This window comes from Arthrobacter sp. SRS-W-1-2016 (assembly GCF_002009585.1).
GTDB lineage: Bacteria > Actinomycetota > Actinomycetes > Actinomycetales > Micrococcaceae > Arthrobacter > Arthrobacter bambusae_A.
The window spans coordinates 16037-28789 of the sequence record NZ_MTPV01000009.1; the positions used below are offsets into that span (position 1 = coordinate 16037).

Annotated in this window: 9 protein-coding genes, 1 tRNA gene and 2 pseudogenes; 4 read left to right on the plus strand and 8 right to left on the minus strand. The window is 63.3% G+C overall.

The window, feature by feature from the left end; all coding sequences use genetic code 11:
• Nucleotides 1-15: 15 nt before the first annotated feature.
• The gene (locus BMF89_RS21845) at nt 16-177 is read right to left on the minus strand and encodes a hypothetical protein (RefSeq protein WP_171983378.1); all 162 of its coding nucleotides are present in this window, start codon (nt 175-177) and stop codon (nt 16-18) included.
• A 396-nt stretch (nt 178-573) separates the two neighbouring features.
• On the opposite strand from BMF89_RS21845, the gene BMF89_RS02150 reads away from it, so the two are divergent.
• The 3 genes from BMF89_RS02150 to BMF89_RS02160 all read left to right on the plus strand — a co-directional run bounded on the left by BMF89_RS02150 (nt 574) and on the right by BMF89_RS02160 (nt 3711).
• Nucleotides 574-894 carry a hypothetical protein gene (locus BMF89_RS02150; RefSeq protein ID WP_139359512.1) on the plus strand — a complete coding sequence of 107 codons (321 nt, stop codon included), beginning with the start codon at nt 574-576 and terminating at the stop codon, nt 892-894.
• Nucleotides 895-922: 28 nt separating this feature from the next.
• The gene (locus BMF89_RS02155) at nt 923-1861 is read left to right on the plus strand and encodes a DMT family transporter (RefSeq protein WP_078105443.1); all 939 of its coding nucleotides are present in this window, start codon (nt 923-925) and stop codon (nt 1859-1861) included.
• A gap of 368 nt (nt 1862-2229) precedes the next feature.
• Nucleotides 2230-3711: a glycosyltransferase gene (locus BMF89_RS02160; protein ID WP_078105444.1), complete on the plus strand. Its 1482-nt coding sequence runs from the start codon at nt 2230-2232 to the stop codon at nt 3709-3711.
• A 566-nt stretch (nt 3712-4277) separates the two neighbouring features.
• On the opposite strand, the pseudogene BMF89_RS22715 reads toward BMF89_RS02160, so the two are convergent.
• The 6 genes and pseudogenes from BMF89_RS22715 to BMF89_RS02195 form a co-directional block, all read right to left on the minus strand.
• Nucleotides 4278-4526 (minus strand): annotated as a pseudogene (locus tag BMF89_RS22715) (hypothetical protein); the annotation flags it as partial.
• A gap of 578 nt (nt 4527-5104) precedes the next feature.
• Nucleotides 5105-5272, minus strand: a pseudogene (locus tag BMF89_RS22720) (DUF4236 domain-containing protein); the annotation flags it as partial.
• A 198-nt stretch (nt 5273-5470) separates the two neighbouring features.
• Entirely contained in the window at nt 5471-7177 is a 1707-nt protein-coding gene (locus tag BMF89_RS02175) for an AarF/UbiB family protein (RefSeq protein ID WP_078105445.1), read from the minus strand.
• A 5-nt stretch (nt 7178-7182) separates the two neighbouring features.
• On the minus strand, nt 7183-7725 hold the full coding sequence (locus BMF89_RS02180; RefSeq protein ID WP_078105446.1) for a PadR family transcriptional regulator: 543 nt from the start codon (nt 7723-7725) through the stop codon (nt 7183-7185).
• A gap of 673 nt (nt 7726-8398) precedes the next feature.
• A complete protein-coding gene (locus tag BMF89_RS02185; RefSeq protein ID WP_253190667.1) occupies nt 8399-8563 on the minus strand; it encodes a hypothetical protein in 165 nt (54 codons plus the stop codon).
• 1612 nt (nt 8564-10175) lie between these two features.
• A tRNA-Leu gene (locus BMF89_RS02195) sits at nt 10176-10257 on the minus strand.
• Nucleotides 10258-10453: 196 nt separating this feature from the next.
• Between BMF89_RS02195 and BMF89_RS02200 the strand changes: the two genes are divergently transcribed.
• Nucleotides 10454-11059 (plus strand): response regulator, encoded by a 606-nt coding sequence (locus BMF89_RS02200; protein ID WP_028266834.1) that lies wholly within the window; start codon nt 10454-10456, stop codon nt 11057-11059.
• A 190-nt stretch (nt 11060-11249) separates the two neighbouring features.
• Here the strand turns inward: BMF89_RS02200 and pyk are convergent, their stop codons facing one another.
• On the minus strand, nt 11250-12749 hold the full coding sequence (pyk, locus tag BMF89_RS02205) for a pyruvate kinase (RefSeq protein WP_078105448.1): 1500 nt from the start codon (nt 12747-12749) through the stop codon (nt 11250-11252).
• Nucleotides 12750-12753: the final 4 nt, after the last annotated feature.

The following is a 12753-nucleotide window of genomic DNA, read 5'->3' on the forward strand; positions in this document are numbered from 1 at the left end:
AGACATCTCACGGTGCTAATCCGCCAACTCAGTCGGCACGGCCAGCCGTTCATCGGTCAGTTCGTGCAGCCTGGCGTCCCCGGCCAGCGTCATCACCGGCAACAGCCCGGCCGATGACACGAAGTTCGCCTCATCGAAGGAAGCTGACACCGCGGACGGCTTATGGAAAACTTGCATCTGCGGGATGCTCCTCTTCGGCCTTTCCAACGGAGCTACGCGCGGCGTCGGTCCCCGTCGACTACTAAATCATCCCCGAATCAAGCCATGGATTCCTGAACCGACCCGGGACCAACAGCTTCAGTCAGGACATCGCCCGGACTGACCCAGTGGCTCAACAGAACCGAAGGGACTATCCAGGAGAACCACGCGCCCAAGGGGTTCTGACGAGCGCCCCGTTCTCTCCGAACAAGCGTTTCTTCGTCCAGTTGGAAGCCACGGGCTTGTAAATTCCGCGCCGACGACGTGATGGCGGCAGTCCGATTCGTGCACGACAAAACGGTGCGTCCGCAGTTGTCGGATGTGTTTCACCCGCGCTCTGACCCAAAGGACCCCTCGAGTTCGAAACGTCGGAAGTTGTCACCGGCCCTGAACACCGCAAGGCTCTACGTCTGTTCGTCGTTCTGCTGTCCTATTTTCGCTGGGCGGGCCCTCCGCGCACCAGGGCGCTACCCGCCGCTCGCAATCCAAAACTTCGCCCGACGCTACTACATCGCCTATTTCCTCACAAAGTTTGGACCGCTCGCCCAAGTTGCATTTCGGCCCCTCAACCCCGCCGACGGTGGCCGCGAGTACCAGCAGGTCCGCCACAACACCGCACGGTTCCTCACCCTGCTGACGGACCCCGTAGGTGTTGCCACGATCGTCACGATCCAAGCGCGGGGCCACAACCGCTGACGTGATGACCCCGCTGTAGTCTGACGCCATGGCCATGGAACTGATCTCGCTAACACCCACTCAAGCCCTAGGGATCCCGGTCGCCCTCATCGGCTCCATCTTCCTGGCCCTGGGCGCCCAATTCCAGCACCGCGGTGTATCCGCCGGTAAATCCGGGGACGGGACCGGCAAAAAGACAGGACTGAACCTCAGAGATCTATTCACACTGGTACGGCGACCCTCCTGGATCGCCGGGACGCTGATGCTTGGCCTGGCGGTAATCCTGCAACTCTTCAGCCTGTATCTGGCGCCCTTGACTGTGGTCCAGCCTCTAGGCGCCCTCGCTCTCGTCATCACTGCTGTCCTCAACGCACGGACAAACAGGACGAAACTGGGCACGCAGACGATCCGGGCCGTGACCTTTTGTGTCGGAGGCATCGGACTATTTGTCACTGTCGCGGCCCTGACCACCACCACGGTCCCGATCCACGACACCCAGCTGATCATCGTCATTGCCGTACTCACCGCCGTGCTGGTTATTTTCGCCGCTGTCTTCGTCTTCCTCCGCAGGAAGCTCACCACTCTCTCATACATCGTCGCAGCGGGGGTCCTGTTCGGGTTTGTGGCGACCCTGGCGAAGGTCGTCATCGACCGCGTCCATACCCTGGTCCGGTTCGGATTCCACTACGAACCAGGAGACGCGCTCACCTTCGGATGTGTGACCGGCTTGATCGCTGCCGCCCTGTCGGGGTCCTACTTCGTCCAGACCGCGTATTCGTCGGGACCGCCAGACCTTGTGGTCGCCGGATTGACGGTGATCGATCCTCTGATCGGCGTGAGCATTGGAATCGCCGTGCTCGGCGAAGCCTCCTCCGCCCCGCTCTGGGCAGGCATCGTGTTCATCCTCGCCGGAGCGCTGGCAGTTTATGGTGTTTTCGAGCTCTCCGTCCGTCCCCTCCGCGAAATCCCGGCCGAGCCGCGATTGTGAACATTGCAAAGCCGCGCCGCAGGTTCCTGAAGTCTGATTCCGTGAGCTGCACGGGCAGCGCCTGACGGGAGGCTGGCGCTGCCCCCTTCCTCAGGGCCACCGCAACGAAGGCCGCCCCTGAGAACAGGCGCCAGATGCCACCCAGAAACATTTGAGCCGCAACACGTCCACGGACGAAAAAGCCTGGACGCGTTCGCCCCATCCAGACCAAGCTTTTGATCCATTGATTGCGAAAACAAAGCAGCGCAGACCGGATCAAGGCATGATGCCTGCCCGGGCTCGCGCAGGAGGCGTCGGCCCCTCCCTTTGCATCACAGAGCACGGCCAGGCCTCGTCCTTGTGGTGATTCGGCCTGCTAGCCTCACTGCATGCGCAGAACATCGGCACGAGGCTCGGACACCGCCAGAGGAGAGCGCGTATTGATCCTGTCGGCAGGGGTAGGATCAGGGCACAACAGCGCGGCCGCGGCGGTGCACCAGGCGTGTGCCGCGCGCACTGATATCGCCGAGGTGCAGGTGCTGGACGTGCTGCAGGTAAGTAGCGTGCTCTACCGCGCACTGCTGGGGAAGGGATACTTCGTCCTGGTCGAGGGCTTACCCTGGCTGGTCGAGTGGGGTTACGACATCAGCAACCCGCCCTTCCGACGCCGCGGCCCAATCGACCCCTGGACACGGGTGAACGCCGGTCCGGTCATCAGTGCGATCAAGAGGTTCCGACCGACGGCGATCGTGTGCACGCACTTCCTGCCCGCCCAGCTGTTGGCGTCACTGCTCCTCCGCGGCGTGGTTGATGCGAAGACCGCTGTCGTGACGACGGACTATGACTTCCAGGGTTTGTGGCTCTCGGGCGCGTTCCACATGATCTTTGTGGCCAGGGAGGAAGGGAGGGTGGAGCTGATGGCGCTCGGCCTTCCTCCCGACCGAGTGGCGGCCACGGGCATCCCGATCAACAAATCCCTCGATCCTGCGCCCGTGCGCGATTGCAATAAGCCACCGATGCTGTTGATCTCGGCGGGTGCGACCGGCGGGGACTATGCGTTCTCCGTGGTGCGGCAGACGATGCACATGCGCTCGGCATTCACGGCCACGGTGGTGTGCGGGAACAACGACGTGCTGCGGCAACGCATCGAGAAGCTGGTCGCGACCGCCGGCGACCGTTACCGCGTGCTCGGGTTCACGACGGAGATGCCGCAGCTGCTGGACCGCGCGGACTTGTTTGTCGGCAAGCCGGGCGGGCTTTCAGCGTCGGAGTGCATGGCTGCGGGTCTGCCCATGGTACTTGTAAACCCCATCCCGGGGCAGGAGGTTCGCAACGGCGATTACCTGATGGAGCAGGGGGCAGCCGTCCGCTGCAACAGCCCCGCAACGATCGGCTGGAAGATCGACGAGGTGCTGCGCGAGCCCGGCCGGCTGCAACGGATGCAGGCGGCCGCGCGGAGAACCGGCCGCCCTGGCGCCGCTGCGGACGTCCTGAGCGGCCTGCTGTGCGGGCCGTCACGTCCGCTGGTCGTGACCCGCGCGGCGCAAAGGACAGTTCTTGCCGCGAGCGAGCAGCGTTTCGTTGCGACTGATCTCACAGGCCCCTCGTCGCTGGTCCGCCTGGTCGACCGGGCCGCGGGCAGCACCGTAGCAGTGCTGCAAGCCGAGGAGCTTTCCGACCTGCAGAAACGGTACGCGACTCCGAACAGTGGCCTGGTGCTGCGACGCGGCCAAGCACCCCTTTTGCTCGGCTGGGAGGAACGGCGGTTGCTTCGCGCCCTGCTGCGGGACGACAACGCGCTGCCCGTCCGCGTAGTAGGGCCATCGGCACCATGGGAGGAGCGTTGGGGCGGGGTGCGGGCCGTCGGATAGCCGGTCGTTGCTGATCTCTGTGGCCTTGGCGGCGTGCAGAACGAGCCGCGCAGCGAGGGTAGAACCGGTGATTTTTGCGTAGGCGAGGGCGGTTTCCCGACAGCCTCGGTGTGCTCGAGAAGCGGCAGCAGATGCGCAGCGGTGACGTTGCTGAGCTCACCGACGCGTTCGCCGTTAAGCCAGACCTCGACAAAAGGACGCTCGACACCGTTCTTGAGAGTGCGGACCGCCTTGTGAAGGCTGACTAGCAGGAGGCCAGCCCCGTCCGGCGGCACGTGCTTGAAAAGGATGTCGAAATGGTTCTCTTCCTTGAGGACTTGCATCGCCGATCCCCACGGCACAAGAGCGGTGGCGCCCGCCGGCGCCTCATTCAGCGGCGCGATCAACTCCGGCTCGGGCAGCGCGACGGTGACCCGCGCTTGCAGCCGATCGCCGCCGTCGAACGCCCAGATGCGAGCCGTCGTAGCCGCCGTGAACCCGCTGGCAATAATTCTCCTGACAGGTTGCGCGTAACGGACCGCATCTTCACGACTGAGATAGCCAAGGACCTGATTCCGCCAACGAACACTGATGGCATTCTTGTCATACGGGTTATCGGGTTCGGCCACGAGTTCCACCTGAACGTCTTCAGCTTCGCTGCCCCTCCCGACGGCGGTCGACGCCTTACAGGCGCGGAGCGCGGCTTGGATCGTCTTGCCGTACGCGTGCTCGCCCACGACTTCAACGTTCGGCCATTCCGACCGGCCAGCGACACACGATACTCCCCCAGGCTTCTGGAGTAGGGACGAGTGACTGGCGCACTTGGTGCCCGACATTCAATAGCGACCCGCCGTGGCTCGGCGTAGCCCGCGGGGGCCTCCATCGGGACATCAGGAACTGCGATTCTTTGTGCGGCGCTGACTGGACTGGCCGACCCGGTCCTGTCCTCCCAGGCCTGGCGGTTCCAGCGCCGCTTCCGCAACAGAAACATCAGCCCGACGGTCCCCGCGGCCAGGACGAACCCCACGGGAGAGGATACCGTTGCGATCAGCACCAGCAGCCCGACCATGGTCCACTGGGCAATCGTCCCGACCTTCTCGAGCCCGGGCACGCCGCGCCCTCCGGCGGTCAGCTTCGCCGGGCTCCGACCGACACACCCCAAGACAAGCGTCGCCTGTCCCAAAGTTAGGTGCAACAGGCTAGGGCGCTTGCCCGTTGCGCGTGCGACGGCCGCGCGAACAAAGTTCCGCTGAAACTTCAACGCCGCGTGCGTCCCATCGGCTGCGAGAAGCTCCCGCCATGTCTCGTCGCTGATGATCTGACGCGCAACCTGCGGGCGAGTCGGTTGGGATGCGCTCGCAGCAGGCTTCCGTGCTGAGCGGCGGTTCGAGCTGGTAGTCACATACGAGGCACCCGTTCCGGGGATCCCCACTGTGCTCGTCGTGCGGCCTGTAGTGGACTCCGTAACCCGGAACGGGCCCGCCCCAATGCTTGCACTGACCCCGCGCTTCGACGCCGTGATCCTCACAGGTCCTAAGGTCTTCGACTTGGGATGACGGATCCCCAACTCGCACCCCCACATAGGCAATCACAAGGAAGCCTTTATCCCAGTACGGGGATTCTAAGCCTCAGGAATCGCAATGGGAGCGCGTCCCGTCAGACGCCGAAGGAACGGTCTCATCGCCCTCCCATCGCCTGTCCCATCAGTGGAGCTGGGGAGATTCGAACTCCTAGCCTGTTCGATATTGGTTTCCATGTGAAGCCATCCCGCTGCGCTTGCTCAGCGGCGTCCCCGCCATAACACGTGCAGCAGCGGAACTACCGACACGATCATGAGCACATTTCCGAGCACAGTGTCGTCCGCTCGGACCACGGAACCCGCGATGAGCAAGGCTCCAAACACCAGTGCCGATGCTAGTCGCTGCGCTGTGCGGCTAAGCCGTGCCATTTGCCGTTCAAGGCGCGGATTTGACACCGACAGTGAACCGTCCTCAATCCGGCTAAGAAGCCCATCCAGGCGTTTCGGCAGACGCAAGACGACCCCCGCGACGTCGAGCGCCTGCTGAGCCACATCCTGCACGATGTTGCCGCGTTCGTCTCGCAGCAGCTGCGCCGCGTAGGGCTCGACCGAGTCCCAAAGATTGAACCGGGCGTCTAGCGAGCTGCACACACCCGACGTCAGTGACATCGCGCGGATGATGAGGAGGAAATTCTCCGGCAACTGGAATGGCAACGTCCGGACTACGTCACCGAACTCCATTGCAAAATCACGGAACTCGCGCGGGTCGACCTCGCGAAGCTCGGCGAAACCCATCCCGCCAAACCGGGCGAAGAGATGCGTCATCGCTTGCTCAAGCTTGACTGTGTCAGCTGACGGCACCAGCACACCCACGTCCCTGATCGCGGCGACCAAGCCCTTACCGTCACGCGAGGCGGCCGCGATGAGAAGCTTCCGCAGACCGCTGCGGGTCTTGGGCGGAACCTCGCCCATCATGCCGAAGTCAATGAAGGTCAGCTTCCATGGATGCCCTGCGGATGAATCGGTAGCCGGCGTGATGAAGATATTGCCCGGGTGCGGATCGGCGTGGAAAAAGCCGTTCGTGAACAGCTGGTCGAACATGACCGACGCAAAGACGGGGGCAACCTCCGCTGGGTCGATGCCTGCCGCAAGAAGCGCCTCTGAGTCCGTGATCTTGATCGCCGTGACGTCCTCGAGAGTGAGCGCGCGGCGCGTGGTCCGCTCCCATACGACGTCGGGCACAGTCACCCTTTCGTCGTCGGCGAAGTCGGCGGCAAATCGCTCTGCATTCGCTGCCTCGTTCATGTAGTCGATCTCCTCGAGACTGGTCTGCGCAAACTCCTTGACCAGAGCGGGGATGTCGGCACGGTTTGACACGAGGCGCACGTGGCTGAGCCAGCCGCCCACCTTACGCAGCGCGGCCAGATCGACGTCGACAATCGCGTCAATGCCCGGCCGCTGCACCTTCAACACGGCGCTGGCGAGCCCGATGTCCGCGGCATTGCCGGGAAGAAGCTGCGCACGGTGCGCCTGCCCAAGGGAGGCCGCGGCAATGGGAATCTCCTCGACTGAGGCGAACACCGACTCCAACGGCGCACCTAGCTCCGCCTCGGCAAGGGAACGGATCGCGCGGAACGGGACGGCGGGCACCTCGTCCTGAAGACCTTCCAGTTCAGCGGTGATTTCCGGCGGGAGCACATCGAGCCGGGATGACATGAACTGGCCAACCTTGATCATCAGACCGCCAAGCTCCACCGCGAGCGCATGGAAGCGCTGCGCGAAGCGCTGCATCCTCTTGGTCCTGGTGTGTTCCGCGATTCTGCTCAGCCCGACACGAGGGAGAAAGAGCTCAAACCACCAAGTAACCGTGAGATGCCACAGAGCGAACCGGAGGATACGCCGGTAACGGGCACCGGGGTCCCCCGCACCCGGCACTGCATCTGCCCGGTCGCGTCGAACAGACGTCACCGCTGTCAGTCCTCGGCGAGGATCGAGTACAGCCGACGACGTGCCTCGTCGAGCACCGCCGCGGCCTCCCGCACCTGCTTCTGCGAGCCGGTGCGACCCACTTGGGCCGCGACCTGCGCGAGCTCGACGCCGGCCTTCGGCAGCGCCGCGAAGCCGGAGCCTGATGCCCGGCCTGTCGTCTCCCATGGCGCTGACGTATTGGTGCCTCCGGCCTCCCCGCGGCCTGACTCGGTCAGCGAGTAGATCTTGCGGCCGTTGGACTCCTCAGCAGTGATGAGTCCTTCATCGGCCAGCAACTGCAGCGTGGGGTAGACAGAGCCGGCACTGGGCTTCCAGTTGCCGCCGCTGCGCTCTTCAATTTCGTGAATGATCTGATAGCCATGCATCGGCCGCTCAGCCAGCAGGGCCAGCACCGCCGACCTGACTTCGCCTCGACCTGCGCGGGTGCCCGGGCCCTTCTCAAATCTTGAGCGCAATTCCTCGAAGGCCTCCCACACGTTGTCGAAGTTGCCTGCTCCAAATCTGCCTGCCGGGAATGAATTACGCATTATGCTCTCCTCCGTCAATAGCAAACGATGTACAACGATACGTTTCGATACACGCAAAAACCATAGGCGTCTATGACCAATTCTGGACTTTTTCCATCATCTTCCGCGCGTCTTGCGATATTGAACGATATAGTCGCTCTCGCTCAGCTGGCCGGTGTGGAGGATTTCCCCCATCCTGCTCAGCGCAAATCGGGCTTGCGCCAGTGCCCGGCCGAGGTCGTAGCCATCCGACTTCGCCAGCTTGTGCCGTAACCGATCCGTCTGCGCCGCCCGCCCCGCTCCCCGGCTCGGAACGGCCAGAGAGCATCAGCGCTTTTGTCGGTCTGATCCCCCATCACGGCGGGCGGGTCCTCCGCGCAACAACGGCACTACGCGCCGCTCACGAACCAAAATCTTCCCTTGGCGCTCCTCCGTCGCTAATCTCCTCGCGAGATGTTGATCCGTTCCTGTTCCCCAAGTTGCACCCCCGGACCCTCAAACCCAGCGGTGACTCCGCTAGCAGACCGCCCGCCAAACATGACAAACTCTCCGGTCACAGAGTACGGCCCAGTCCGGCACCGGTACGGCCGAGTCCGACGGCACATTCTGCACACCCCGCTTTCGGCCTTCGAACTCCCCCGCCGAAGCTCAACGGGAATTCCGCACCATCAGCCCGGGATCCGCTCCACGGAACCTATCGTCGAATCAGGTGTTTCTCGATCAGGGCGGCGCTGCGGTGCAAGTCGATGTGGCCGGCGGCCACTCCCACCACCAGGTCGAAGCCCTCGTCGGCGTTGAAGAAGCCCTCGTCGGCGTTGAAGTCGTGCAGGTAGCCGTTGATCCACAGCAGCAGAACCATGAGCGTCCAGGCGGTTCGCTTGTTGCCCTCCCCTCATCCGACTCAACGCCCGCATCGACGGCCCCGACAACGGCAACGCGATTAAGGTGACACGATTCAACGTCCGGGCGGACAGCCTCGCGGCTGTGCTCGCCAACGACGCGGGTGAATTCACCGTCGCCCCGCCCTTCACCTATTCCTCCGGCGTGGTCGTGCCACCAAACCCCCAAAGCACACAGCACCCAGCTGCTGTTCACCTTCGACCTGCTCACCGAGACCGCCCCCGGATCAGGCATCTACGCCCGACAAACGGTCCTAGACACCCTGAACATCGGCTACGCCAAGCCCGGCGCCCCCCACCGCCACACCCACCCCATGACCCCAAGGCCGCAGCCCCGACCACACCCGGTTCAGCCCCTTGCCCCGGCGGGCCCAATCCTGCCGCAAAACCCGATACCGGAGCCTGAAAAGCAGGAAGCCAGCATATTGCTCATCGATGACAACCCGGAGGAAACTAAAGCACCTGGTCTCGTAGTAGGCGGCCCCGCGGCGCGATTCACTCGAAGCAAAAGTGAGCGGCTTGGACTGAGTCAGCCTTGTGCCGGCAGCCAAACGGGGTCAGCGCCGGGAGCACACTGGAGCCCGGACCTCGCTGACCCTACCTACTGCTGGACTGGTGTCGCTCAGGTGGGTACTGTTCTGGCCGTCGTAGTGGGCTCCGTTCACCTGACATATTCAACCTGCTGTCCCACTGCCGCCTGTCCCGGGGCAAGGTGCTGTTCACCTGCCGGATCCCCCGGGAACGCTTGCTCCTGTCCGAGTTCGACGACTGGCACCGGGTACTCAACGGATAACCCAACATCCTTGCCCAACGAGTGAAAGCGATGACGCCTACAGCAACCGGCTCAACATGGTGCTCGATGACTTCCTTGACCGGGTATCCGCCCCCGGCGTCGAGTTAGCACCTGGCCGGCGGACCTTCGGCACGAGATTGAAGCGAGCTGGGAGACGAACTTCAACCAAACCAACTACCCAGGACCTCCTACTGGCAGGCCACGGTTCACGAACTGCACGCCGAAGACGAAGCAGTCCGCTTCGTGGGCACCTCCCATTGCCGGACGTATTTCACGGGGTGCCATCACGCCTGAAGGCCCCACCGGTTCGAAAGACGGGACGTTGTGCAGCTGGGTCATACCCTTACGGATTCACGCTTCGTCTTGTCCTGATGCTTCATTGTCGCTGGCCGGGCCCTCCGCGCAACCAAGGCGCTACGCGCTGCTCACCCTCCAAAAGTTGCACTCCGGCCCCTCAACCCAGAGAAGGCTCCGCTAACAGAACCACGTCGAAAACATGCCACACGTCGGGCTTCACCGAGGCCCGACGTGGCTGGCAAAAGCCCCAGGCCGCGTCGCGGTCTGCCAGCCGCGTCCGGGCAACAAACCTAATACGAGCAATTCACGCAGAAGTCATGTTAATCGGGCACCGCCCCACCATGAAGAAGTAAGACCGCAAACCACTCCCCAACCCAGGAAAGCGAGGCAGAGGACCACAAAACGCCCCCGAAGGGGCCCACAAAAAGCTGATTTCTACACAGTCAGGAGCCAAAATAGGCCCCTGACCTGCGATAACACTGTGCCCGAGGTGGGACTCGAACCCACACACCTTTCGATACCGCATTTTGAGTGCGGCGCGTCTGCCAATTCCGCCACTCGGGCGCGGAAACACCGAAACAAGACTAACCGACGTCGGGCTCTTCACAGAACTCAACGCTCCCTGTTGCAGTGCGCGAAACTACTCTACATGCAGATAGGCTATTTTCCAGAACCGGCTCGGCCGAGCAATAAATCATACGCACGGACCGGGTGCAACTAAGATGGTTGAGAACCCGCCGTACGTCTTGAAGGAGATCCCGTGTCAGAACAGACGGAGTCCAAGCCCGCATCCCAGCCGGCACGCCGAGTAGTTGTCGCAGAGGATGAGACCCTCATCCGCCTGGACATCATCGAGATCTTGAAGGGCGAAGGCTACGACGTTGTCGGCGAGGCCGACAACGGTGAGAAGGCTGTCCAGCTGGCCGAGGAACTGAAGCCGGACCTGGTCCTCATGGACGTCAAGATGCCTGTCATGGACGGCATCTCCGCCGCGGAGAAGATCGTCAAGGCGAGGATCGCCCCCGTGGTCCTGCTGACGGCGTTCAGCCAGAAGGAACTCGTGGAGCGCGCACGCGACGCCGGCGCCATGGCCTACGTCGTCAAGCCCTTCACCCCGGCAGACCTGATCCCGGCCATCGAGATCGCCCTTTCCCGCCACGAAGAGATCAAGGCGCTCGAAAACGAGGTGTCCGACCTTCAGGAGCAGTTCGCCACGCGCAAGCTTGTGGAGCGCGCCAAGAGCCTCCTGACCACGAAGATGGGCCTCACGGAACCGGAAGCGTTCCGTTGGATCCAGAAGACCTCCATGGACCGTCGCCTGAGCATGCGCGAGGTCGCCGAGACCATCATCAACCAGGTTAACTAGCACTCCCCCGCGAAGGGCGCCGCTTCCACGCGAAGCGGCGCCCTTCGTCGTCTCCGGCCAGCCCCCGACGACGAACAGCACCCGCCGCGGCGACAACCACCCAGCCCCAAACAAAACAAAACACAACAAAGGAGGCCCCGCCACACGGCGGAGCCTCCCCTGCTAGATCCGAAAAGCTAATCCGAAAAGATCAGGCCTTCGACTTGGCCTTCTTCTTTTCCGGCCACGGGCCGACCTTTTCCTTGCGGGCTGCGGCTTCTTCCACGCGGGACGTGTCCGCGAGGTCTCCCACCTTGTGGACCTTGAGTGAGTTCGTGGAACCGGCCTGTCCGGGAGGGGAACCGGCAGCGATAACCACAAGGTCGCCGTTCTCCACGATCTTCATCTCGAGGAGGCTGCGGTCCACCTGGGCCGTCATTGCGTCGGTGTGGCCCACCATGGGGACGAGGACGGGCTGGATGCCCCAGGTCAGCGCCAACTGGTTCCAGACGTGCTCCACGGGGGTGAAAGCGAACACCGGCTTGACGGGACGCAGGCGCGACAGGCGGCGGGCCGAGTCGCCGGACTGGGTGAAAGTACAGATGTACTTTGCGTCCAGCTGGTCGGCGATTTCGACGGCGGCACGAGTGATGGCGCCACCGCGTGTCTTGGGCTTGGTACCCAGCGGAGGAACGCGTTCGAGGCCGTGCTCTTCAGTGGACTCGATGATGCGGGCCATGGTCTTGACAGTCTCGATCGGGTACTTGCCCACGCTGGTCTCGCCGGAGAGCATGACTGCGTCGGCGCCGTCGAGCACTGCGTTGGCGCAGTCCGAAGCTTCGGCACGGGTCGGTCGCGGGTTGTCGATCATCGATTCAAGGACCTGGGTGGCCACGATGACGGGCTTGGCCCAGCGGCGGGCCAGTTCGATGGCGCGCTTCTGGACGATCGGCACTTCCTCGAGCGGGAGTTCCACGCCGAGGTCGCCACGGGCAACCATGATGGCGTCGAAGGCGTCGATGATTTCGTGGAGCTGGTCCACTGCCTGCGGCTTCTCGATCTTGGCGATCACCGGCACACGGCGGCCCTCTTCGTCCATGATTTCGTGCACGCGCTTAATGTCGGAGGCATCGCGGACGAAGGACAGTGCGACCAGGTCGACACCGCGCTTCATGGCCCAACGGAGATCGTCCTCGTCCTTTTCGCTCAGCGCGGGGACGTTGACGGCAACGCCGGGCAGGTTGATGCCCTTGTTGTTGGAGACCCAGCCGCCGACGGTCACCGTGGCGACCACCTTGACGTCGTCAACCTCGATGGCGCGCAGCGCGACCTTGCCATCGTCGATCAGCAATGCATCGCCGACGTTGACGTCTTCGGTCAGGCTCTTGAGCGTGGTGGAGCAGATGTCCCTGGTACCGGGGACGTCCTCGGTGGTGATGGTGAAAGTGTCACCGACGGCGAGCTCGTGGGGGCCGTCGACAAAGCGACCCAGGCGGATCTTCGGGCCCTGCAAGTCGGCCATGATGGCAACGGGCTTGTGGAGCTGGGCGGAAGCCTTGCGGACGTTCTCGTACGTGTTGTCGTGTACCGAGTAGTCGCCGTGGCTCATGTTCATGCGGGCGACGTCGACGCCGGCTTCCAGCACCGCGAGGGTATTGTCAAAGCTGGAAATTGCCGGTCCGAACGTTGCCACGATTTTTGCGCGTCTCATATAC